General features: G+C 45.3%; 20 protein-coding genes. 15 read left to right on the top strand and 5 right to left on the bottom strand.

Annotated features, from left to right (window positions below; genetic code table 11):
• Positions 1 to 87 precede the first annotated feature (87 nt).
• The 10 genes from ribH (at position 88) to ACRRS0_RS15415 (ending at position 10,239) form a co-directional block, all read left to right on the top strand.
• Positions 88 to 558 carry a 6,7-dimethyl-8-ribityllumazine synthase gene (gene ribH, locus ACRRS0_RS15460; protein ID WP_432452310.1) on the top strand — a complete coding sequence of 157 codons (471 nt, stop codon included), beginning with the start codon at positions 88 to 90 and terminating at the stop codon, positions 556 to 558.
• Positions 559 to 573: 15 nt separating this feature from the next.
• The gene (nusB, locus tag ACRRS0_RS15455; protein ID WP_432452311.1) at positions 574 to 990 is read left to right on the top strand and encodes a transcription antitermination factor NusB; all 417 of its coding nucleotides are present in this window, start codon (positions 574 to 576) and stop codon (positions 988 to 990) included.
• Positions 991 to 994: 4 nt separating this feature from the next.
• Positions 995 to 1,984, top strand: a complete 990-nt coding sequence (gene thiL, locus ACRRS0_RS15450) for a thiamine-phosphate kinase (protein WP_432452312.1) — start codon at positions 995 to 997, stop codon at positions 1,982 to 1,984.
• 9 nt (positions 1,985 to 1,993) lie between these two features.
• The gene (locus tag ACRRS0_RS15445; protein ID WP_432452313.1) at positions 1,994 to 2,473 is read left to right on the top strand and encodes a phosphatidylglycerophosphatase A family protein; all 480 of its coding nucleotides are present in this window, start codon (positions 1,994 to 1,996) and stop codon (positions 2,471 to 2,473) included.
• Between the two features lie 532 nt (positions 2,474 to 3,005).
• Positions 3,006 to 4,595 carry an ABC transporter substrate-binding protein gene (locus ACRRS0_RS15440; RefSeq protein ID WP_432452314.1) on the top strand — a complete coding sequence of 530 codons (1,590 nt, stop codon included), beginning with the start codon at positions 3,006 to 3,008 and terminating at the stop codon, positions 4,593 to 4,595.
• A 58-nt stretch (positions 4,596 to 4,653) separates the two neighbouring features.
• Positions 4,654 to 5,664 (top strand): ABC transporter permease subunit, encoded by a 1,011-nt coding sequence (locus ACRRS0_RS15435; protein ID WP_432452315.1) that lies wholly within the window; start codon positions 4,654 to 4,656, stop codon positions 5,662 to 5,664.
• Between the two features lie 13 nt (positions 5,665 to 5,677).
• The gene (gene dppC, locus ACRRS0_RS15430; RefSeq protein WP_432452316.1) at positions 5,678 to 6,580 is read left to right on the top strand and encodes a dipeptide ABC transporter permease DppC; all 903 of its coding nucleotides are present in this window, start codon (positions 5,678 to 5,680) and stop codon (positions 6,578 to 6,580) included.
• Between the two features lie 11 nt (positions 6,581 to 6,591).
• The gene (gene dppD / locus ACRRS0_RS15425) at positions 6,592 to 7,572 is read left to right on the top strand and encodes a dipeptide ABC transporter ATP-binding protein (RefSeq protein WP_432452317.1); all 981 of its coding nucleotides are present in this window, start codon (positions 6,592 to 6,594) and stop codon (positions 7,570 to 7,572) included.
• Positions 7,569 to 8,603: a peptide ABC transporter ATP-binding protein gene (locus tag ACRRS0_RS15420; RefSeq protein ID WP_432452318.1), complete on the top strand. Its 1,035-nt coding sequence runs from the start codon at positions 7,569 to 7,571 to the stop codon at positions 8,601 to 8,603. Before dppD ends, ACRRS0_RS15420 begins: the two co-directional genes overlap by 4 nt.
• Before the next feature lie 100 nt (positions 8,604 to 8,703).
• Complete coding sequence (locus ACRRS0_RS15415) at positions 8,704 to 10,239, top strand: ABC transporter substrate-binding protein (protein ID WP_432452319.1); 1,536 nt, start codon at positions 8,704 to 8,706, stop codon at positions 10,237 to 10,239.
• A gap of 76 nt (positions 10,240 to 10,315) precedes the next feature.
• Here the strand turns inward: ACRRS0_RS15415 and dxs are convergent, their stop codons facing one another.
• From dxs to ACRRS0_RS15400, 3 genes are read right to left on the bottom strand one after another with little or no spacing between them, the layout of a single operon-like run.
• A complete protein-coding gene (gene dxs / locus ACRRS0_RS15410) occupies positions 10,316 to 12,199 on the bottom strand; it encodes a 1-deoxy-D-xylulose-5-phosphate synthase (protein ID WP_432452320.1) in 1,884 nt (627 codons plus the stop codon).
• A 30-nt stretch (positions 12,200 to 12,229) separates the two neighbouring features.
• Positions 12,230 to 13,114: a (2E,6E)-farnesyl diphosphate synthase gene (ispA, locus tag ACRRS0_RS15405; protein WP_432452321.1), complete on the bottom strand. Its 885-nt coding sequence runs from the start codon at positions 13,112 to 13,114 to the stop codon at positions 12,230 to 12,232.
• Complete coding sequence (locus tag ACRRS0_RS15400; RefSeq protein WP_432452322.1) at positions 13,111 to 13,356, bottom strand: exodeoxyribonuclease VII small subunit; 246 nt, start codon at positions 13,354 to 13,356, stop codon at positions 13,111 to 13,113. The genes ispA and ACRRS0_RS15400 overlap by 4 nt, the downstream gene beginning before the upstream one ends.
• 224 nt (positions 13,357 to 13,580) lie before the next feature.
• Between ACRRS0_RS15400 and pomA the strand changes: the two genes are divergently transcribed.
• From pomA to ACRRS0_RS15380, 4 genes are all read left to right on the top strand, one after another.
• Positions 13,581 to 14,345 carry a flagellar motor protein PomA gene (pomA, locus tag ACRRS0_RS15395; protein ID WP_432452323.1) on the top strand — a complete coding sequence of 255 codons (765 nt, stop codon included), beginning with the start codon at positions 13,581 to 13,583 and terminating at the stop codon, positions 14,343 to 14,345.
• Positions 14,346 to 14,355: 10 nt separating this feature from the next.
• Positions 14,356 to 15,267, top strand: coding sequence for a flagellar motor protein MotB (locus ACRRS0_RS15390; protein ID WP_432452324.1), 912 nt, complete (start codon positions 14,356 to 14,358; stop codon positions 15,265 to 15,267).
• Between the two features lie 298 nt (positions 15,268 to 15,565).
• Complete coding sequence (thiI, locus tag ACRRS0_RS15385) at positions 15,566 to 17,023, top strand: tRNA uracil 4-sulfurtransferase ThiI (RefSeq protein WP_432452325.1); 1,458 nt, start codon at positions 15,566 to 15,568, stop codon at positions 17,021 to 17,023.
• A gap of 195 nt (positions 17,024 to 17,218) precedes the next feature.
• Positions 17,219 to 17,722 carry a glycine cleavage system protein R gene (locus tag ACRRS0_RS15380; RefSeq protein ID WP_432452326.1) on the top strand — a complete coding sequence of 168 codons (504 nt, stop codon included), beginning with the start codon at positions 17,219 to 17,221 and terminating at the stop codon, positions 17,720 to 17,722.
• A gap of 68 nt (positions 17,723 to 17,790) precedes the next feature.
• On the opposite strand, the gene ACRRS0_RS15375 is transcribed toward ACRRS0_RS15380, so the two are convergent.
• Positions 17,791 to 18,195, bottom strand: a complete 405-nt coding sequence (locus tag ACRRS0_RS15375; RefSeq protein ID WP_432452327.1) for a CBS domain-containing protein — start codon at positions 18,193 to 18,195, stop codon at positions 17,791 to 17,793.
• Positions 18,196 to 18,716: 521 nt separating this feature from the next.
• On the opposite strand from ACRRS0_RS15375, the gene ACRRS0_RS15370 reads away from it, so the two are divergent.
• Entirely contained in the window at positions 18,717 to 21,431 is a 2,715-nt protein-coding gene (locus ACRRS0_RS15370) for a bifunctional acetate--CoA ligase family protein/GNAT family N-acetyltransferase (protein WP_432452328.1), read from the top strand.
• Between the two features lie 307 nt (positions 21,432 to 21,738).
• Here ACRRS0_RS15370 and ACRRS0_RS15365 read toward each other — a convergent pair whose 3' ends face one another.
• A complete protein-coding gene (locus tag ACRRS0_RS15365) occupies positions 21,739 to 22,572 on the bottom strand; it encodes an N-acetyl-ornithine deacetylase (protein WP_432452329.1) in 834 nt (277 codons plus the stop codon).
• Between the last annotated feature and the right edge of the window lie 16 nt (positions 22,573 to 22,588).

The following is a 22,588-nucleotide window of genomic DNA, read 5'->3' as shown; positions in this document are numbered from 1 at the left end:
AAATGAATTAAATTACCAGTCTATCCTTATTGTTGTGCTAGAATAGCGCGATTTTTTTGATGGACTCAAAGAAAAGGCAAAAGATTTATGAAAGTAATAGAGGCAAATTTAGCGGCTCCGAATGCTAAAGTCGCGATTGTTATTGCTCGTTTTAACAGCTTTATTAATGAGAATTTGTTATCAGGGGCTGTGGACACATTGACCCGCCAAGGTGGTTTGAATGACGATAATATTACCGTTGTTCGCGTCCCGGGCGCTGTAGAAATTCCTTTAGCAGCCAAGCGTATCGCCGCATCTAAAAAGTACGATGCAATTATTGCTTTAGGTACCGTGATTCGTGGCGGTACTTACCACTTTGAACTGGTGTCTAATGAATGTCATAAGGGCTTGGCTCAAGTGATGTTGGAGTTTGATATTCCGGTATCGTTTGGAGTGTTAACTACCGAGTCTATTGAACAGGCGATTGAACGCGCTGGTACTAAAATGGGTAATAAAGGTACTGAAGCCGCCCTAAGCGCTTTAGAAATGATTAACTTAGTTAATCAGATAGAAGTTTAAATTGAGGATCTCTCTGTGAAACCAGCTGCACGTCGTAAAGCTAGGCAATTTGCTACTCAGGCAATTTATCAATGGCAAGTGACCAAGGACAGCGTTGCTACTATCGAACATCAGTTCTTAACCGAACAGGATATGAGTAAAGCCGATGTTCCTTATTTTTCTACTTTAATTGCTGGTGTTGTTGGCAATAGTGATAAGCTGGATGCAGCGATGAGTTCATCGTTATCGCGTAAGTTAGAAGAGTTAGATTTAGTTGAACACGCAATTTTATTGATTGGTGTTTATGAGTTGTTGATGGTAACTGATGTTCCACCCAAAGTGGTCATCAATGAAGCGATTGAACTCGCAAAGTCTTTTGCTGCCGAAGATAGCCATAAATTTGTGAATGGCGTATTAGATAAAGTACTTCGTTTACAACAATTTAAGTCATAGTTTTATGCGTTCTTCGTCACCTCTTGGTGAATTTGATATTATCGAAAAGTATTTCCAGCAAAGTAAGTTGCGCCAAGATGTATTGCTTGGTGTTGGCGACGATGCGGCGCTGGTGATACCCGCAGAAAACAGTCAGATTGCAATCTCAACCGATACCTTGGTTGAAGGCGTACATTTTTTCTCTGATATTCCTCCGCATGCTCTCGGCCATAAAGCTCTCGCTGTGAATTTGAGTGATATGGCAGCGATGGGAGCGGAACCGCGTTGGGTGACTCTGGCTATCACTTTACCGGGTGTAGATGAAGCTTGGTTAGAGCAGTTTTGCAGCGGATTCTTTGACTTGGCCGAATACTTTAATGTCAGTTTAATTGGTGGTGATACGACCAAGGGGCCATTAAGTATTACGGTGACTGTTCATGGTATTGTTCCTGCAGGGAAAGCCTTATATCGCAGTGGTGCTAAGCCCGGAGACCGAGTTTATGTTACCGGGAGTCTGGGTGACTCGGGCCTTGCATTAGCGCATTTACAGCAGCAATTGTCTTTGACGCCTCAACAATTAGAGTTGAGTTTAAAACGACATTATTATCCTCTTCCTCGGGTATTAGCAGGTTATGGTTTACGTGATGTAGCTAGCGCAGCGATCGATATTTCTGATGGTTTATATAATGACTTGCAACATATTCTTAGACAGAGTCACTGTTCAGCGACTTTGAATTTGGAGCATATCCCTATGTCAGAAACGCTTAGCGAAGCGGTTGGGGTCGATCGGGGTTTACAATTTGCTTTAACTGGCGGAGAAGACTACGAGTTATGCTTTACCGTGCCAGAATCTAACAAGGGCTCCTTAGAAACCGCTTTAGCCTATAGTGGTGTTCCCTACACGGTGATTGGCCAATTAGCTCCCGGTACCGGTGAAATTAGACTGCACTACCAAGAGCAACCCTATCATCTGGAAGGGCTGGGTTGGGATCATTTTAGTCATGAAAACAAATAAGTCGTACTAATGGATAATCCTGTCGCTAAATTAAATTTACGTCACCCCTTACATTTGTGTGCGGTGGGTTTAGGCAGTGGTCTTGCCCCTAAAGCACCCGGTACTTTTGGTACCTTGGCGGCGATTCCTTTCTACCTATTGCTCGCCCAATTACCGTTATGGCTATATTTGGCTGTATTGTTATTGTCGTTTATTTTCGGTATTTGGTGTTGCAATAAGGCGAGTCAAGCAATGGGCGTGCATGATCATGGCGCCATTGTTTGGGATGAGTTTGTCGGCTACTGGATTACCATGATTGCAGTACCACTTTCTCCGCTGGCGGTGGGTTTAGGTTTTGTGCTGTTTCGAGTCTTCGATATATGGAAACCTTGGCCGATTAAACTACTTGATAAAAAGGTACACGGTGGCTTTGGGATCATGATTGATGATGTGTTAGCGGGTATTTTTGCGGCCATTTGTTTACAACTCATACTCCCTGTAATCGGTTAATACGCCTTCAGTCATACTTCTTGTGCCAGCTATCGCTATTGTTGAACCGAAGCAGACAAGCAAAGTAGCATGCGCATAAAATCTACCTTCTTCCTAAGGTTTGAGTATATACTCTATTTTGGACGTCAGTTGTTCAATAACTATGGCGCTACGTCACTCGTAAAATCTCATATTTATTTCAATTTTTCCAAACCAGTATTCAGTTTATTTTTATATCAAAACCGCATAACTATATTCCGCATTGCATAAATATGATGATATATCGAATCTATAATCACTTTATCTGTTTGTTTTAGCTTTTACTATATAAAATCCTGTATATGCTATTTACAGCGGCAGATAAAAATACTAGTTTAATATGGCAAAAAAGCGGAACGGGCTTGTTTAAGCCTAGCCTTACCATAAAATGAGTTTTTTTTGTGAGCTAAGGAGTAGGCTTAACAAAAACTAAAATTATTGGTCTATTCGCAAACACACTGAAATGTGACCATAAAGGTCACAGCTATGACATGATGTCACATGGAGAATCATAATGAAGAAAGGATTAGCGAAGCTGTCTTTAGCATTAGTTGCTGGCGCAGTAGCTATGAGCGTACAAGCTCAAACATTTGTCTTCTGTTCTGAAGGCAGTCCAGAAGGGTTTAACCCCAGTTTATATACTGCAGGAACTACGTTTGATGCGTCGTCTAAGACCATTTTCAACCGTTTGGTTGAGTTTGAGAACGGTACAACCAATGTGATCCCTGCTTTGGCTGAATCATGGGATGTGTCGGAAGATGGTTTGGAATACACCTTTCATTTACGCAAAGGGGTGAAATTCCATACCCAGAAGAAAGGTTTTAAGCCGACTCGCGATTTTAACGCTGATGATGTGGTCTTTAGCTTCGAGCGTCAGGATGATCCAAATCATCCTTACCATAAAGTCTCCGGTGGCTCTTATGAGTATTACAGCGGTATGGGCATGGAAGAATTGGTGAAAGAAATCGTCAAAGTAGATGATTACACCGTGAAGTTTGTACTAAGCAAACCAGAAGCACCATTCATCGCTAACCTTGCGATGGATTTCGCGTCAATTTTCTCAGCTGAGCAAGCCGATGCGCTGATGAAGGCGGGAACGCCAGAAAAACTGGATCTTGACCCAGTAGGCACTGGTCCTTTCCAAAAAGTACAGTATCAAAAAGACTCGTTAATTCGTTACGTTGGCAATAAAGAATACTGGAACGGCGCACCGGCTATCGACCGTTTAGTCTTCTCCATTACGCCTGATGCCTCAGTGCGTTACGCTAAGCTAAAAGCGGGTGAGTGTCATGTGATGCCTTATCCTAACCCTGCCGATGTTGAGCAGATGAAGAAAGATCCGGATATTAATCTATTAAGTCAGGAAGGTTTGAACATTGGTTTCTTGGCCTTTAATACTCAAAAAGCACCGTTCGATAATGTGAAGGTTCGTAAGGCTCTAAGTCTTGCAGTGAACAAACAAGCGATTATCGATGCGGTCTTCCAGGGTAGCGGTAAAATCGCGAAGAACCCAATTCCACCAACAATGTGGTCTTATGACGAAGACACCGTTGATTATCCATATGATCCAGTGAAGGCGAAAGCGTTGTTGGCGGAAGCCGGTGTTACTAATCTAAAAACTAATATTTGGGCGATGCCTGTTCAGCGTCCATATAACCCTAATGCACGTCGTATGGCCGAGATTATCCAAGCCGACTGGGCGAAAATTGGTGTTAAGGCTGACATTGTTAGTTACGAGTGGGGGGAATACCTCAAGCGTACCAAGCAAGGTGAGCATGATACTGCCTTACTAGGCTGGACTGGCGATAATGGTGACCCAGATAACTTCCTAGGTGTGTTGTTAAGCTGTGATGCGGTTGGCGGTAGTAACCGTGCCATGTGGTGTTACAAACCCTTTGACGATATAATCAACAAAGCGAAGCAACTATCGGTTCAAGCGGATCGCGCTAAACTTTACAAACAAGCACAGAAAATCTTCAAAGAGCAGGCGCCGTGGTTAACCATCGCCCACTCGGTGGCTTACAAGCCAATTCGTAAAGAAGTTCAAGGCTTTAAAGTTGACCCTCTTGGCGGTCATTACTTCTATGGCGTGTCACTAAAATAGCCATATCGAAGGGGCTGGATTCAGCCCCTTTCCTTCCTTCAGACACAGAGCTGTAGTTATGTTCCAATTTATTATAAAAAAAATGATGTTGGTGGTTCCCACTTTCATCGGCATTACTCTTCTTACTTTCACGCTGATCCGGATGATACCTGGTGATCCTATCGAAGTGATGGCAGGGGAAAGAGGCGTGTCACCTGAGCGTCACGCAGCCTTGCGTGCCGAATTAGGCTTAGACCAACCCTTGTTGGTCCAATACTTTGATTATGTAAAAAACATTGCGAGTGGTGACCTTGGCCGTTCATTAATTACCAAGACACCCGTTACCGAAGAATTTCTTACGCTGTTTCCAGCGACTGTGGAATTAGCTTCTTGTGCAGCCTTGTTCGCTATTTTTGTGGGGCTGCCCTGCGGAATTATTGCGGCGGTCAAACGAGGGTCGATATTTGACCACTCGGTGATGACCTTTTCCTTAACCGGTTATTCGATGCCGATTTTTTGGTGGGCCTTACTATTAATGCTGGTTTTTTCGGTTAACCTCGGCATTACCCCAGTCTCCGGCAGGCTTGACGTGACCTATTGGATTGATGAAGTCACCGGTTTCATGTTAATTGATACCTTGTTGTCGGGTGAAGAGGGGGCTTTTGCTTCTGCTGTGCATCATTTAATTTTACCTAGTATTGTACTTGGCACCATCCCGATGGCGGTGATTGCCCGGATGACTCGCTCGTCAATGCTTGAAGTATTAGGTGAAGACTATATTCGAACCGCCCGTTCCAAGGGAATGGCACCGATGCGGGTGATCGTGGTTCATGCTTTACGTAATGCACTGATTCCGGTGATTACCGTGATTGGCTTGCAGGTGGGGATCTTACTCTCAGGAGCGATTTTAACCGAAACTATTTTCGCTTGGCCGGGGATTGGAAAATGGCTCATCGAATCGATCGGTCGACGTGATTACCCTGTCGTTCAAGGGGGCATTCTAATCGTGGCGACGATCATTATTCTGGTCAACTTGTTGGTCGACATTCTTTACGGCGTGGTAAACCCACGGATCCGTCACGGCAAATAGCGGAGTACTGTTAATGTCTGAACAAACTGTTCGCCCTGAAGTGACAGGGCCAAAAGTACAAACCCCCTTACAGGAATTTTGGAGCTATTTTAGCCAGAATACCGGTGCGGTGATTGGTTTGATTTTCATTGTCTCGATGATCTTGCTTGCGATATTCGCGCCGCTGATTGCTCCCCATTCGCCTTTCGAGCAATATCGGGATGCCTTATTAATACCCCCATCTTGGGCAGAAGGTGGCAATAGCACTTATCTACTGGGGACCGATGCGGTGGGACGAGATATTTTATCGCGTTTAATTCACGGTGCTCGGTTGTCGTTATTTATTGGCTTCCTGGTGGTGACGCTCTCCTTAGGTTTTGGCGTACTATTCGGTTTAATTGCTGGTTTCTATCGCGGGGTGGTAGAAACGATCATCATGCGAGCCGTGGACATTATGCTGGCCATGCCCAGTTTATTGTTAGCGATTGCGATTGTGGCTATCTTAGGCCCCAGTATCTTTAACGCGGCGATGGCGATTGCGATTGTTTCGATGCCTCACTATGTTCGCTTGGCTCGCGCCTCGACCATTGCTGAGCTCAATAAAGATTATGTGATCTCTTCGCGGGTTGCTGGCGCAGGTTCTTTTCGTTTGATGTTTATTACCATTTTACCTAATTGTTTGGCTCCGCTGATTGTGCAAGCAACGTTGGGCTTTTCAAATGCCATTTTAGATATGGCTGCTTTAGGCTTCCTTGGTTTGGGTGCTCAGCCACCGAGGCCAGAATGGGGAAGTATGTTGGCGGATGCATTACAGTTTGTGCAAAGTGCTTGGTGGGTGGTGACCTTCCCTGGACTGGTGATCTTACTGACGGTGTTAGCCTTTAATTTAATGGGTGATGGCTTACGTGATGCCCTCGATCCGAAACTGAAGCAGTAGGAGATGAATCCGTGTCTTTATTAGAAGTGAACAACCTCACTGTTGAATTCGGTGATGGCCCCAATCCCTTTCGTGCAGTAGACCAAGTGGCTTACAGTGTTGAAAAAGGTGAAATTGTTGGGATTGTAGGGGAATCAGGTTCCGGTAAAAGTGTTAGTTCCTTGTCGATCATGGGGCTGATTGATTACCCAGGAAAAGTGAGTGCTGATACCTTGAAGTTTGAAGACCAAGACTTATTAGCGATGTCGGAAAATAAACGCCGCGCGATTACCGGGGCAGAGATCGCGATGATCTTTCAAGAGCCAATGTCGAGTCTCAACCCTTGTTATACGGTTGAATTCCAGATTAGCGAAGCGCTGAAAATTCACCAAAGTGGTAATAAGAAGTGGCGTCGCCAGCGGGTGATTGAACTGTTGGATCAGGTGGGGATCCCCGATCCTGAGTCACGTTTAAAAACTTACCCTCACCAACTCTCTGGTGGGATGAGCCAACGAGTGATGATTGCGATGGCGATTGCCTGTGATCCCAAATTGTTAATCGCCGATGAACCCACTACCGCATTAGATGTGACAATTCAGGCGCAAATTGTTGATTTGTTATTAGATCTACAAAAACAAAAAAATATGGGCCTAGTGTTGATTACTCACGATCTTGCTTTAGTCGCCGAATCAGCCCATCGGGTGATTGTGATGTATGCAGGGCAAGTGGTCGAAACTGGTCCTGCCGATGCTATTTTTTCGAATCCTAAACACCCATACACGCAGGCCTTGCTTCGCTCGTTACCGGAGTCCTCTGCTGGTAAGGCGCGTTTAGATGCCTTACCCGGAGTTGTTCCCGGTGCCTTTGATCGTCCGGTTGGCTGTTTGCTCAATCCTCGCTGCGCCTATGCGAGCGATCGTTGCCGCAATGAACGACCGACGATGCAGCACGATGGCGAGCGTCAGGTGCGTTGTTTCACCCCCCTAGATGATGCTGGGAGACCAAGTGCATGAGTGACAGTATTATGAAAGCCGCAGCACTGAGTACTGTGAACACTAAGCTTGAAGTATTGGAGCCAGTGTTGTCAGTGAATGCTGTGAAAAAACATTATCACGTGAAAGCAGGGATGTTTAAGCCCGATGCGACGGTGAAAGCCCTCGATGGTGTAAGCTTTGAATTAGCGAAAGGGAAAACCTTGGCGGTGGTGGGAGAGTCGGGCTGTGGTAAGTCGACCTTAGCCCGAGTATTGACCATGATCGAAACCCCCACTGCTGGTGAGTTGTGTTTTGATGGTAAAGACATCTTAAGCTTAGGTAAAGATGCAGCGAAGGCGCTACGGCAGAAGATCCAAATCATCTTTCAGAATCCCTATGGTTCGCTCAATCCGCGTAAGAAGGTTGGAACGATCTTAGAAGAACCGTTATTGATTAATAGCAGTATGAGCAAGTCTGAACGTAAACAAAAAGCACAAGCAATGCTTGCTAAAGTTGGTTTACGTCCCGAGCATTACGATCGTTACCCGCACATGTTCTCGGGTGGACAACGGCAACGTATCGCGATTGCTCGTGGTTTAATGCTCGATCCAAAGGTGGTGGTTGCCGATGAGCCAGTTTCTGCCTTAGATGTGTCGGTACAGGCACAGGTACTTAATCTGATGATGGATCTGCAAGAGGAGATGGGCTTAAGTTATATCTTTATTTCTCATGACTTATCGGTAGTGGAACACATCGCTGATGAAGTGATGGTGATGTACCTTGGGAAAGCGGTTGAATATGCTAGTTGTGAAGAGTTGTTTGCCAATCCCAAACATCCCTATACTCAGGCTTTGTTGTCGAGTACACCGCGGCTAAACCCAGCGCATCGTCGAGAGAAGATAAAGCTGGAAGGGGAATTACCCTCACCGCTAAATCCGCCTGTGGGCTGCGCTTTCCATGCGCGTTGTCGTTATGCTAAGGAACGTTGTTACGCCGAGCAACCGTCGTTGGTTGTTGATGGTCTAGCTCAGGTAGCTTGTTTTGCTCGAGAAGAGGGGCGAATAGCCTAAGTTATTTGAAAACCATGACAAGCGGGCGAGTCCCGCTTTTTTTATTGCTTAATCCGGTGTAACTTAGCCAGAAAGCTAAGAAAGCCATTAGGATCTCCGATTGCGTAGTCGTTACAAAGCAAGATTAAAGCATTTAGGCTTGATGCTAGTGTTAAGCTGTATTGGGCTGACTCAGGTAGAAGCCAAATTATTAGTTTGGGGGACCGCGTTTCAGACAAGGCCAAGCGCTATCGTGGACGAAGTTGACGCCATTAGTAACTTCATGAATCATCTATTATTTGATCCACTTTTTTTACTCGATCAACAGGGCCGAGTAACCCCGCGTTTGGTGACTAAATGGAAAGTTATTTCGCCAACCCAGATCCAATTTCAGTTACGGGAAAATGTGGATTTTCATTCTGGAAACCGCTTAAGCGCAGAGGATGTAGCATGGACCTTTGAACAATTACGTTATCTGCCCCACCTACAAGCACTATTTGCCCCCATTAAGAGCATCACTGCGCTTAACCAATTACAGTTTGAAGTTCGCACCTATCGACCATTTTCAGAACTTATACAAAGGCTTAGTTTTATTTTTCCGGCGGATAAGCAGTTCTATTTATCCCATTTAGAGGAAGGTTCTGAATCATCAGAGCAGTTACCAATTGTATCGGGCACTGGACCATTTAAGTTAAGTCGCTATGTGCCAGGAATTGTGACGGAGTTTAGTCTTAACTCTGACTATTGGCGGGCGAATCGAGGCAACATTACTCAAGTTAAAGTGGTGCCGATCAAGCAGGCAACAATGCGTATGGCGAGTCTATTCTCTCGTGATGTTGATATAGTTGATCATGTGCCAGATAGTTATGTCGATATGCTAAATAAAGATAAGCAATTACGGGTGATCCAAACCGAAGGATTGAAATGGCTGGCTATTGAACTGAATCAAAGGCATCCCGCTTTGGCCAATCGGGTGGTGCGCCAAGCGCTTAATCTAGCCATTGATAATGTTCATCTAGCGGAGGTACTTGGCCCTTATACTGTGGCTTCCACTCAACTCAGTATTCCTGGGCAACTGGGTTATAACTCGAATTTAGTGCCACGTTATAACTTGCAGCTGGCGCATCAATTATTGCAGCAAGCTGGCTATGCAAAAGGTTTTCAATTGAGTATGGCAGTACCAAAATGGATCTTTGAAGATAACGCCAAGGTGGTTCAGCAATTAGTGACGATGCTGGATAGAGTCAATATTAATTTGCAGCCGGAATGGCTGGATGAGCAGCAATATCAGCAAAGTATTGAGCACTGCAGTAGTGATGTAATTTTAACGCGTCGTCAGAGTGATGCAGGAAATGTTTTAAGCATCGCTCGCTCGATGTTTTTGCAAGATCCTGAAAGCTATGCAGAGCCCAGTCGATGTGCCAGCTATCAAAGTGATAAAGTTGAACAGCTTATCTTAGCTGGTGAACAAGAGTTGGATGAAGTGAAACGGGCGAAGATTGTTCAAGTTCTAGAGCGACAACTTTATCAAGAAGCGGTGTTTGTGCCACTTTATTGGCAACGCACTATTTGGGCAATAAATCAGCAAGTTAACTTTGAAAGTATTAATCCTGCGAGTCCAGTTCCTTTATTTGAACATCTAGAACAATTTAATTAATCGTCAATCATCAAGTGACTAAGCAACACGCGCTGGGGCGAGTGACTCAATCACTGATGTCGACTTTGTAAGGCGCTTAGTTAAGGCCTTGAGATTTTAGGCTAAAAGCTTCAATTTGTTGACGGATCCCGTCACTGTCTAGTTTTAACAGCTGATAGATTTCTGCTTGGCTGCCTTGTTCGATGAAATGATCGGGTAAACCGATATTTAACACCTGCACTTGGTTGAGCTGCTCAGCGAACAAAAACTCGTTGACCGCTGAACCGGCACCGCCCTGAATCGCATTTTCTTCCAAGGTGACCAGTAGTTGGTGTTGACCCACGAGGCTACGAATACAATCTTGGTCGAGAGGTTTGATAAAACGCATATCGATTAAACTGGCGTCTAAGACTTCCGCAACGGGCAGGGCTTTGGCTAATAAACTGCCAAAGTTCAGTATCGCAATCGAGCGACCTTTTCGGATGCTACGCGCCTTGCCAATTTCTAGCGCCTGCATCTCTGGGTTGATGGGGCTGTTATCTGCCCCTCCTCGAGGATAGCGCACCGCTGCCGGGCCTTGATGTTGATAGCCAGTATAAAGCATTTGTCGGCATTCATTTTCATTGGCTGGAGCCATAATCACTAAATTTGGAATGGCTCTGAGATAACTCAGATCGAAGGCTCCTTGATGGGTTGGGCCATCAGCACCAACAATTCCGGCGCGGTCGATAGCAAATAATACCGGTAAGTTTTGAATGGCTACATCATGAATGACTTGGTCATAGGCACGTTGTAAAAAGGTACTATAAATGGCGACCACAGGCTGGTAGCCAGCAATTGCCAAACCTGCTGCAAAGGTTACCGCGTGTTGTTCTGCAATCGCAACATCGAAGTATTGTTCGGGAAATTGTTTGGAGAAGCGCACCATACCTGAGCCTTCTCGCATGGCAGGAGTGATACCCATCAGCTTATCGTCTATTGCCGCCATGTCGCATAACCAGTCGCCAAATACCTTTGAAAAAGTGGGGGCAGAGCCCTTGCTTTTAGGTAGGTTATCTTGGCTCGGGTCAAATTTGGGAACCCCGTGATAACCAATCGGATCCTGCTCTGCGGGTAAGTAGCCTTTGCCTTTTTTGGTCATAATATGTAGCAACTGCGGACCTTTAAGGTCGCGCATATTGCTTAAGGTTCTCACCAAGCCTTTGACATCGTGTCCATCGATAGGGCCGATGTAGTTAAAGCCAAATTCTTCGAATAAGGTGCCTGGGACAACCATTCCTTTCAGGTGTTCTTCGGCGCGGCGGGCGAGCTCTTTAATGGGTGGCATGCCGCTGAGTACTTTTTTCCCTCCTTCTCGAAGTGAAGAATACAGCGATCCGGATAAAATATTTGCTAAGGAATTGTTTAATGCGCCGACATTTTCAGAAATCGACATCTCGTTGTCGTTTAAGATCACCAGCATGTCATTGTGAGCGGCTCCCGCGTGGTTGAGGGCTTCAAAAGCCATGCCAGCGGTAATTGCGCCGTCGCCAATGACCGCGACTACTTTACGGTCTAATTGTTCTTTCTCGGCCGCTATGGCGATGCCTAGGGCTGCACCAATCGAAGTGCTGGAATGCCCCACGCTGAGCACATCATATTCGCTTTCTTCGCGCCAAGGGAAAGGGTGTAGTCCCTTGAATTGGCGAATGGTCGACATTTGCTCACGGCGACCAGTGAGGATCTTATGCGGGTAAGCCTGATGGCCGACATCCCATACCAGTTTATCGAAGGGAGTATTGTAGACATAATGTAGCGCAACGGTGAGTTCTACTGCACCGAGTCCTGAGGCCAAATGGCCACTCGATTGGCTGACACTGTTAAGCAAATATTGGCGAAGTTCATCACACAGCTGAGGAAGCTGTTGTAGCTCTAGCTGACGTAATTGTTCTGGCAAATCGGCTAAGGCTAAAGTTGGGTAATTTTTTATATTCAGTGTCATAAAATGCTTATCGTTTTTTATCGTCTGCGACTAGTTGTCTCGATGCACGACATAATCCGCCAAAAGGGCGAGCTGTTCGCCATTGTAAGGCAAAGTCTCTAAGGCTTGAAGTGCTTCTTTACCAAGAGTTTCGGCTTTTGCGATAGCGCCCTCGATACCCAATAAACTGGGGTAGGTACTTTTATTTAAAGCTTGGTCTGAGCCCTGTGGTTTACCTAGGGTATCGGTATCGCTAATAATATCTAAAATGTCATCTCGGACTTGAAATGCCAAGCCTAACGCGTCGGCGTACCGAAGCAAGGCTTGCTGTTCAGCATGGCTGATATTGGCACAAATTGCGCCCATCATGACCGCTGCCTGAATCAATGCACCAGTCTTATGTTGATGCACGGTTTCTAACTGTGCCAGCGTAACCGTTTGGTCGGTCGCCGCAATATCTAAGGCTTGTCCGCCACACATGCCATTGTAACCTGCCGCTTGGCTCAATACTTTTAACATCGCCACTTTTTGCGCATCATTCACGGGGGCTTCGGCGAGTAAGTTGAAGGCGAGGCTTTGTAAGGCGTCTCCAGCTAAGATGGCGGTTGCTTCATCGAAGCTGATATGACAGGTCGGCTGGCCGCGACGTAATGCATCATCATCCATGGCTGGCAAGTCGTCATGAATTAAGGAATAGGCATGAATACATTCAACTGCGGCCGCCGCGGCATTCAATGCCGCCATTGGGGCTTGATTGAGTTGGCCCACTAAATAGACCAATAGAGGACGGATCCTTTTTCCACCTAATAATAGACCATGCTGCATCGCCGCTAATAAACGGGGATCACTGACGGGCTGCTGCTGTAATACCTGTTCTAAATAGGTATTGATTTGTGTTTGATAGTGGCCGAGAACATGAGCCAATTTGTGATTCACTCAGTGGGCTCCTGTGTTAAGGGCTCTAAGCTATCTCCATGGTGTTGTTGGCGGAGAATCTCGACCTGTTGTTGAGCCTGCTGCAACTTACTTTGTCCTGCATTGGCTAGACTAATGCCGCGTTCAAATTGCTTGAGAGAATCTTCAAGGCTCAGTTCACCTTGTTCTAGTTGTTGAACAATATCTTCGAGTTCGTCTAAGGTCTCTTCAAACTTCATTTTTTCGGGTTTTTTGGCAACCATTGCTAAGGCCTCCATGATGCTTCTGCTGGCGCAAACTTACCCTAGGCGTTTAGGTAGGTCAAACTTGTGATTCAAGTATTTTAATTTCGGTCGATAAATAAAGAACGATAGACTTTTTCAAGATATTGATAAACGAACACAAAAATACCTTCGATTCTGTTTTGAGAGTAGACTAGTATTAGTTTAATTAGAGTTTCCAGGCTACCGGTTAAAAGGAATAAGTAGTGGATTTAGCAACGCTGATCGGGATTATTGGTGCATTCGCGTTCGTTGTAATGGCGATGGTGATGGGGGGCGGGATCGGGATTTTTGTCGATGTCCCCTCGATATTAATTGTTTTTTGTGGCTCTTTGTTTGTTGTATTGATGAAATACAATTTAGGACAGTTTCTGGGGGCTGTGAAAATAGCTGTAAAGGCTTTTATGTTTAAGACCGATAAGCCTGATGACTTAATTGAGCGCTCGGTGGAGATGGCTGATGCAGCTCGTAAAGGTGGTTTTCTAGCTTTAGAAGAAGCAGAAATTACCAATCCCTTCATGCAAAAAGGCATCGATATGTTAGTTGATGGGCATGATGCGGACGTGGTGCGCGCAACCATGGAAAAAGACATTGCGCTAACCACCGAACGGCATGAATTTGGTGCTGGAATTTTTACGGCCATTGGCGATGTAGGGCCAGCGATGGGGATGATTGGTACTCTGATTGGTTTGGTGGCGATGCTATCCAATATGGATGATCCAAAATCGATTGGACCTTCGATGGCGGTCGCGCTGTTAACCACGCTTTATGGTGCGGTTTTAGCTAACATGGTCGCGATACCGATTGCCGATAAGTTACGCTTACGAGCGGGTGAAGAAAAGCTCAATCGTAGTTTAATTTTGGATGCGGTTTTGGGAATTCAAGATGGCCAAAACCCGCGGGTCATTGAAGGTGTTCTGAAAAATTACCTTCCTGAAGGAAAGCGTTCTTTGGGTACCACTGACGAATAGGTGATTGAGTATGGAAGAACCTTGCAAATGTCCTCCTCCTGGTCTGCCTGCATGGATGGGTACCTTCGCTGATCTAATGTCTTTATTAATGTGTTTCTTTGTATTGCTTTTGGCATTCTCTGAAATGGACGTAATGAAGTTCAAGCAGATTGCAGGCTCGATGAAATATGCCTTTGGGGTACAAAACTTACTTGAAGTGAAGGATATTCCCAAAGGGACTTCGGTGATCGCTCAGGAGTTCCGCCCTGGTCGGCCAGAGCCAACTCCGATTGAGACCATTATGCAACAAACCATTGATATGACTCAGGCAAAGCTTGAATTTCATGATGGTGAAGAAGCCGATGCCGGGGGCCAAAATAAGACTGGGGAACAAAGCGGTGGACGGGCCACGGCCACTCAAGCGCAGTCTGCACAAAGTCAGGCTCAGCAGCAGAGTCAGCAGAATCAAACGGCTAAGCGGATTGCTCAACAACTGCGCGATCAAATTGAAGACGGGGCGATTGAAGTTGAGTCTCTGGGCCAACAGATTATCATTCGGGTCCGAGAAAAAGGAGCCTTTCCTTCGGGGTCGGCATTCTTACAACCTAAGTTCCGTCCAGTGATCCAGCGGGTTGGGGAAGTGATTAAAGATATCCCCGGGGTAGTCACAGTCTCCGGGCATACGGATAATCAACAAACTGAGTCGGAATTGTATCGCTCTAACTGGGATCTTTCTAGCCAGCGAGCGGTTTCGGTGGCTCATGAATTGATTAAAGTGAAAGGGTTTGACGAAAATCGTCTGATTGTTAGCGGTATGGCCGATACCAAACCTTTGGTTAAAAATAACACCGAAGAGAATCGTCGACGTAATCGTCGAGTTGAAATAGGTATTATGCAGGGGAAAGCGGCGCAATCGGGTGAGATTGCGGTCTCCGAGCAATAATCTTTTTATAGCGCATTCGGTAAATAGCCGTGGTTAATTTCGTCTTGAAATGAATCGCGGTAATCGTGTTTTATTTGCCACTTGGCGAGTGTCTGTTTTTAATTTCAAGCATATTTTCTGTCGTTTTTGGTGAACGAAGCCTTCCCTATTAAGGGGAGGCTTTTTCTTGTCATCTCTTGTTGGCATGTTATCTCCCTGTTTGGCTGCGCGCTTAAGTTTGGGTTCACATTAAACAAAATTGGCTCGTTGGCTGAACTCGCGTTATAATTCGCGGCCAAATTTGTCGAGGCCCTGAGTTATGAAGTTTATCGTTAAACTATTCCCTGAAATTGCGATGAAGAGTAAGCCGGTGCGCAAGCGCTTTAGTAAGATCCTTCAAAGTAATATTCGTAACGTACTCAGTCCTATTGATGAAACGATTCGGGTGCGCTTAGATTGGGATCGGATGGTTGTTACTTCTCGTAACGATAGCGAACAAAACCGAGAGGCCTTGATTGACGCACTGTCGTCGACACCCGGTATTGTCCATTTCTTAGAAGTGTCTCAGCAAAGTTATACCGATTTACATAGTTTGTATGAACTCACTTACGACGTGTGGAAAGATCGGCTCAAAGATAAAACCTTTTGCGTGCGCGTAAAGCGCAGTGGCAAACAAGACTTCTCATCGATTGAAGTGGAGCGTTATGTTGGTGGTGGTTTAAATCAACATTGTGAGAGTAATGGGGTTCGGCTTAAAAACCCAGACGTGACCGTGAAATTGGAAGTAACCGATGATTGTGTTTACCTAGTGCAGGCAAAACATCAAGGTTTGGGTGGTTTTCCAATTGCTACTCAAGAAAGCGTATTATCTTTAATTTCTGGTGGTTTTGATTCAGGTGTGTCCAGCTACCAGCTGATTAAGCGAGGGGCGAAGGTTCATTATTGTTTCTTTAATTTGGGAGGCCGGGCCCACGAATTAGGCGTGAAGCAAGTTGCCCATCATCTTTGGAAACGCTTTGGCTCTTCACATCGGGTTAAATTTGTTGCCGTTGATTTTGATCCGGTGGTGAATGAGATCTTGGAAAAAGTTGAAAACGGCCAAATGGGGGTGGTCCTGAAACGGATGATGGTACGCGCAGCATCCAAGGTGGCTCAACAACTCGATATCCCTGCCTTAGTGACAGGTGAAGCTGTGGGCCAAGTTTCCAGCCAAACCTTAGTGAATTTAGGCATGATTGACCGAGTTTCCGAAACATTGATCCTGCGGCCACTGATTGCAACCGATAAACAAGATATTATCGATATTGCCAAGCGTATTGGCACCGGTGATTTTGCTGAAACAATGCCAGAGTATTGTGGGGTGATTTCGAATAAACCGACCGTGAAGGCGGTTGAGTCAAAATTATTGGCAGAAGAAGAAAAGTTCGATTTTGGCATTTTGGAGCAGGTTGTCGAAGCATGCCGGATCACCGATATTCGAGACATTGTGAAAGAATCCGATGCGCAAATTCACCAAGTTGATATTGTTGAACTTGAAAATGACAAAGAAGCGGTTGTATTAGATATTCGCTCACCAGAGGAGCAAGAGCTCAAACCTTTTACCATGGATAAGGTGGCGGTGATTCATCTTCCCTTCTTTAGACTGGCCACTCAATTTGGCGACTTAGATCAGAGCAAACATTACCTGCTGTATTGCGATCGTGGCGTCATGAGTAAACTGCAAGCTTTGTACTTACAAGATGCTGGTTTTAGCAATGTAGGCGTCTACCAACAATAGTCGCTTTGTGCTTGAGCAGCACAAACTATTTCTGTGAGTGAAATATAAAAGTAATTAAAAAATAAAGTATTTTGTCCTTATTTGGTATTTTTGAAGGCTTTTACTAGATACACCATCAAAAAATGGCTTTGGTCACACTGTTCGCCCCTATTTGGTATAGACTTAAATTAGGTTTATAGCAAAAGGGGTAGGCGTATGAGCGCGCTATTTTTAGTTTCTGTTATTGGTGAAGATAAACCAGGCACACTCAATAACTTGGCTGATTTGACCCACTCCTACCAAGGAACTTGGTTGAGTAGTCGAGTGGTGAACCTTGATGGCCAGCTTGCGTGCATCTTTAAAGTGCAAGTACCGCAAAAGAATAATCAAGCCTTGCAACAAGCCCTTCAAGATCTGCCCGATGTACAATTAAGTATTTGTGAGTGTAAGGCTGCCCACCTTAGTCGTGCTGATGCGGTGAGCTTAGTGATTGATGCGGAGGACCGCCCTGGTTTGATTAATGATATAACCCGTTTATTGATGGGGCATGGGGTGAGCGTCAATAAGTTAGAGTGTCATCGTATGAGTGTGCCAGATGCTGGAGGAAACGTATTTACCGCAGAGCTTGACTTGATGATCCCTGATAGTGAAAACACTCTAAACATCATTGCTGAGATTGAAGGTTTACAAGAGCAAATGGTGGTGAACCAAACTGCTTAGAAGCTTGCTTTAAACGTCACCAATAGGCAACGGTTTGCTGCCTATTGGTATATAAGTGCGAATTGCTGCTAGCTTATATTAAAGTCTTTTACTGCATTCAGAATACTGCGGATACTATACTGACCAATAAATTTGCCGTCTTTTACGACTGGTAATCTGCGGCGCTTATCGTTGATGAGTTTTTCGGCAACGGCGAGGATATCCATATCTGGGCTCACGCTATCCACTTCTTCGGTCATAAATTCTTTTACCATGCCACCGATCTCTCCATGATAGGTGCCTTTTAGGATGGCTTGTAAACAGTCTATCTCAGAAATTACCCCTACGACTTCACGCTGTTCGTTGAGCACAGTTGCACCCGATACCTTAGCAGCTAACATGATATCAATAGCTTCAAAAAGTGAGGTCGCCGGTTTTACTGTTACCGGATTTTTGGTCATGTGGTCGATTGCTCTCATAGAACTTAAGGCCATGCTTTTTTTCCTTAAAATTGCAGGGTTTGTTTTGTATCAACATGCCCTAGGTATGAATAAAAAACACTTTTTTGTCTAGTTATTTGTTTGAAAAAGTAGCTCAACTTAAAAAAACTTAAGTTGTTTTGTGTTTATTGTAGTTGCTATGTTGCAAGGTGGCTTCGATTTTCATCAGGCGGCATCTATTGAGCCAGTGGCAAATTTAAAATTTTTCTCGATTTTTCAGCTATAAATGTTGGATGGCGCTAGTGGATGGCTTGAGTTTGGCAAACGACAAAGAGAGTTCTAATTACGCCAATGGGAGAGGTGATTTCCGGATGATTCCGGGGTATTGATTCTTCGCTAATAGCGCTCAACGGTTTTTTAGAATTGTCTCTTTTAAAGGAAGTTTGCAAGGGAATCGCTTATTAAACCAAGTTTTATATCTTTCTACACGATTAACGTAGTTTTATTTTGAGCTAATATTGACCGTATTAGTTCAACAGGCCCTAGTTAAATTTATTTAATGTGAGAATTAAAGAATGAGTCAGCGAAAGCTCCACGATCTGTTTTCTCCTCAATCGATAGCGGTTATTGGCGCCTCGAATCGAAGTTTACGCTCGGGTAATGTGGTTATGAAAAATTTAATGAGCGCAGGCTTTAATGGACCCGTGATGCCAGTGACGCCAAAGTATAAGGCGGTGCTCGGGGTGCTTGCTTATCCCAGTATTGAGAAATTACCTATACGCCCCGATTTAGCCATTCTATGTGTGAATGCCGCGCGACTTCCAGAGCAGATTGAAAAGTTAGGCCAATTTGGCTGCAAAACCGCAATTATTACGGCAGGAGTTTTGGACAGTGCTGAAGACGAAAATGAGCTAAAAGTTCTTGAGCAGTTACGAATGTTTGCCCAGCGCTATGGGATGCGAATATTAGGACCAAATAGCCTTGGTATTATGTTACCAAATATCGGGCTAAATGCTTCTTTTGCTCACACTTACTGCCGATCTGGAAAAATTGCGTTTGTTTCACAGTCTGCAGCGGTATGTACCACGGTCTTAGACTGGGCGAATAACAAAGGGATCGGCTTTTCATCGTTTATCTCTCTGGGAGATGCCTTAGATATCGATTTTGGCGAATTACTGGATTATCTTTCACGAGATCCGAAAACCCAAGTGATCATGCTATATATTGATTCGGTCAAGGATACCCAGCGTTTTATGTCGGCGGCACGTGCTGCGTCGCGTAACAAGGCCATATTGGTGATTAAGTCTGGTCGTAGTCGATTAGGGGCACAGGCTGCGGCGTTGCACACTGGCGGGCCCGTGGGGAATGATGCGGTTTATGATGCGGCGTTTAAGCGCGCGGGGATGTTACGAGTCAATGACTTACATGAATTGTTCGCCGCTGTTGAAACATTAACTTATGCCAATCCTTTAAAGGGTGAACGTTTAGCGATCATTAGTAATGGTGGTGGACCTGCAGTGTTAGCGGTTGATGCGCTATTGGAGCGGGGGGGAAAGCTAGCTCAGTTTTCTAGCGCTACTCTGGCTCACTTGGCCAAGGTGTTACCTGTTGGTTGGTCCGGGCAAAATCCCTTAGATATTATTGGTGATGCAGATCCGAGTCGTTACGCGAAGGCCTTAGATATAGTTGCTGGTAGTGGCGAAGCGGATGCTTTGTTATTGATGTATGCGCCCTCGGCCTTGGCGGGAGCGGAAGCCACCGCTACGGCTTTAATCGAGGTAATTAAACAAGATAGCCGCGCTCGACGGCTTAATATTTTGACTAATTGGATGGGGGAGAAAACGGCTTATCCTGGTCGTTTAGCGTTTAGCGAAGCTGGGATCCCAAGTTATCGAACGCCTGAGGGTGCCGTGGGGGCGTTCATGCATATGGTCGAATTTAGGCGCAATCAAAAGCTGTTATCGGAAACTCCAAGTACGATGGACGAACCCATTTTCGATCCCGATGGTTCTGCCAAAGCGGTACTGCATCAAGCCTTAGAGCAACAGAAAATGGTCTTGGAAACTCATGATGCGAAGCAATTACTACAAGCTTATGGCTTGCAAACCATTGATACCTGGTTGGTGCCTAACGTTGAAGAAGCGGTGCGGTGTGCTGATGATATCGGTTACCCTGTCGCCTTAAAAATACAATCACCGGACATTCTACATAAGTCGGATGTGCATGGTGTGAGCCTAAATATCAATAATCGACAGGAGTTGGCAATTGCAGCCGAATCGATGTTGGCGCGAGTGAAGCAGGCTTTTCCTAGCGCCAGAATGGAAGGTATGATTTTGCAACGAATGGCGCTGACCGCAGGCGCTCAAGAACTGAGAGTTGCGGTGATTACCGATCCGGTGTTTGGCCCTGCGATTTTCTTAGGCGAAGGCGGCTCGGAATGGGACGAAACCAAAGATGCTGCCGTAGCGCTGCCACCATTAAATATGAGCTTGGCGCGTTACTTAGTCATTAGTGCCTTAAAGACTCAAAAGATCCGAGACCGAAAATTGCCCAATGGCCTGAAGATGGAGGCTTTATGTACCATGCTGACTCGGCTCTCTAATTTGATCATCGATTGTCCAGAAATTGCTCGTTTAGATTTAAATCCGGTTCTTGCTGCTGGAGATAGCATTATTTTACTCGATGTTAATATGCGCTTACAGAATGCTGAGCAACCGAGCGTACAACGTTTAGCGATTCGTCCTTATCCTAAGGAGCTGGAAGAATACTGCCAAATAAAGAGTGGCACTCGGGTATTGCTGCGGCCTATTTTGCCTGAGGATGAGCCGAATCATTTAGCGTTCGACTCTTCTTTAAGTGAAGAGGATCGTTATAAACGCTATTTTGGCGCTCGTGGACAAATGACCCACGAAGAAATGGCCTTGCTCACTCAAATTGATTATGCCAGAGAAATGGCTTTTATTGCTGTCGATGAACAAGCCTGTGATAACCGAGCCATTTTAGGGGTGGTTCGAGCCTCGATTGATCCCGATAACCTAGAAGCAGAATTTGCCATGGCGGTTAGGAGTGATTTACAGGGGCAGGGAATTGGTAAGCAATTGCTACAAAAATTAATTCGTTATTATCAAAGTACGGGAACTCAGACCTTAAGTGGTATTACGATGATGCAAAATCGAGGCATGGCTGGATTGGCTAAACATCTAGGGTTTCGAGTTAAATTTGAATTAGAAGAAGGGGTCATCGAAATGCATCTTGATTTGCAGTCAGAGTCTGATAATAAGCCTGAATAAGCGTGGCGGTTATTGCGTTTTCGTGGTTTATTTTAGTTCGAGATAAACGTGTACTTATCATCGAAGCGAGTGCTAGGTGCTTACTTAAGGAAGCGAACCGGATGAATTTTTGTCGGCAAGAATAAGCGTCTAAGCTACGACATCTAAGTGCCGACGCAATCCTGTTGTTACTGGCAGTTTTACAGTCGGGTTCGCCCCATGAACTATGTCGATGACGAACTTTCATGGGGCTGGTTGGCAGACATCCACCATCAGTATATTGTCCACACTTATCCTCGACGATTCATCCCCCTCAGTCTGGCAATATTCAGACTTGTTTGGTGTGATATTCGATTGATGCACTAACAAATTGCTGCATCACGGCGCAATTCGCATTGATGCGCTGATCAAAATCTTCTAAGGCTGGTGTCTCACTACAAGCACCGCGTTTGGCTCCTAGCTTAACTAAACAGGATTCGAACGAGCTGTCGTAATGATTATGGATCAAACCATCTTCAAGCTTGCAACCATCGATGCTTTCGTCGGCGGCAACTGGGAAATATTCAGCTAAGCTATCGCGTAAGGCATAGCTGAATGGACCTGCTGCGGCCTCCGGCTCAAAAGAGTAAACATAACAATTATGTTGTAATACATCTTCGTGACAAGTGAGGATCCCATCTTGGCTTAAGTTTTTGAGCAGGGCTTGTTGCGCGATTAATAGCTGTCCTTCCCGCGAGCAATCTTCTGCTGGTTTAGCACGGCCTTTGTCGACAAGAAAACCTCGGTTAGGGTTCTCGCCAAATTGATTAAAACGATGACCGGCTTTAAATCCGGTGGGATTCACCAAGGGCAACAGGCTCAGGTTGAGTTGCTCAGTGATACTGGGGTCAAGCGTGGATAAAAACTTGAGCATTCCCCAAGGGCCGGCTGCTTCTTCGCCATGAAAACCCGCGCTAATCAAAACATTTGCTAGTTTCGGTTGAGGATTAGCGGATTGATATAATTCCAGCGGATAGCCTTCAATATGACCTAGGGTCTTTTTGGTCAAGGCTAAACCCTGCATCTGTTCGGCGAGTAAGTGGTAAAAAGCATGAATGTCATTACTGGCTAAGGCAAATTGTTTCGAATGCCAGTGAAATTGTTGGAAAGAAGAGCGACTCAAACCTATCCTCCTGCTG

The sequence above is a fragment of the Agarivorans sp. QJM3NY_29 genome, from assembly GCF_050870835.2.
GTDB lineage: Bacteria > Pseudomonadota > Gammaproteobacteria > Enterobacterales > Celerinatantimonadaceae > Agarivorans.
The sequence above is the reverse complement of the archived record's forward strand: the minus strand, read 5'-3'. Positions and strand labels throughout refer to the sequence as shown.

Coding starts and splice junctions, on each gene's coding strand:
- ACRRS0_RS15440 (WP_432452314.1), top strand. CDS start 3,006: ATGAAGAAAGGATTAGCGAAGCTGTCTTTAGCATTAGTTGCTGGCGCA.
- dppC (WP_432452316.1), top strand. CDS start 5,678: ATGTCTGAACAAACTGTTCGCCCTGAAGTGACAGGGCCAAAAGTACAA.
- ACRRS0_RS15375 (WP_432452327.1), bottom strand. CDS start 18,195: ATGGCCTTAAGTTCTATGAGAGCAATCGACCACATGACCAAAAATCCG.
- ACRRS0_RS15445 (WP_432452313.1), top strand. CDS start 1,994: ATGGATAATCCTGTCGCTAAATTAAATTTACGTCACCCCTTACATTTG.
- ACRRS0_RS15390 (WP_432452324.1), top strand. CDS start 14,356: ATGGAAGAACCTTGCAAATGTCCTCCTCCTGGTCTGCCTGCATGGATG.
- thiL (WP_432452312.1), top strand. CDS start 995: ATGCGTTCTTCGTCACCTCTTGGTGAATTTGATATTATCGAAAAGTAT.
- ribH (WP_432452310.1), top strand. CDS start 88: ATGAAAGTAATAGAGGCAAATTTAGCGGCTCCGAATGCTAAAGTCGCG.
- ACRRS0_RS15435 (WP_432452315.1), top strand. CDS start 4,654: ATGTTCCAATTTATTATAAAAAAAATGATGTTGGTGGTTCCCACTTTC.
- ACRRS0_RS15400 (WP_432452322.1), bottom strand. CDS start 13,356: ATGGTTGCCAAAAAACCCGAAAAAATGAAGTTTGAAGAGACCTTAGAC.
- ACRRS0_RS15380 (WP_432452326.1), top strand. CDS start 17,219: ATGAGCGCGCTATTTTTAGTTTCTGTTATTGGTGAAGATAAACCAGGC.
- dxs (WP_432452320.1), bottom strand. CDS start 12,199: ATGACACTGAATATAAAAAATTACCCAACTTTAGCCTTAGCCGATTTG.
- ACRRS0_RS15370 (WP_432452328.1), top strand. CDS start 18,717: ATGAGTCAGCGAAAGCTCCACGATCTGTTTTCTCCTCAATCGATAGCG.
- thiI (WP_432452325.1), top strand. CDS start 15,566: ATGAAGTTTATCGTTAAACTATTCCCTGAAATTGCGATGAAGAGTAAG.
- ACRRS0_RS15420 (WP_432452318.1), top strand. CDS start 7,569: ATGAGTGACAGTATTATGAAAGCCGCAGCACTGAGTACTGTGAACACT.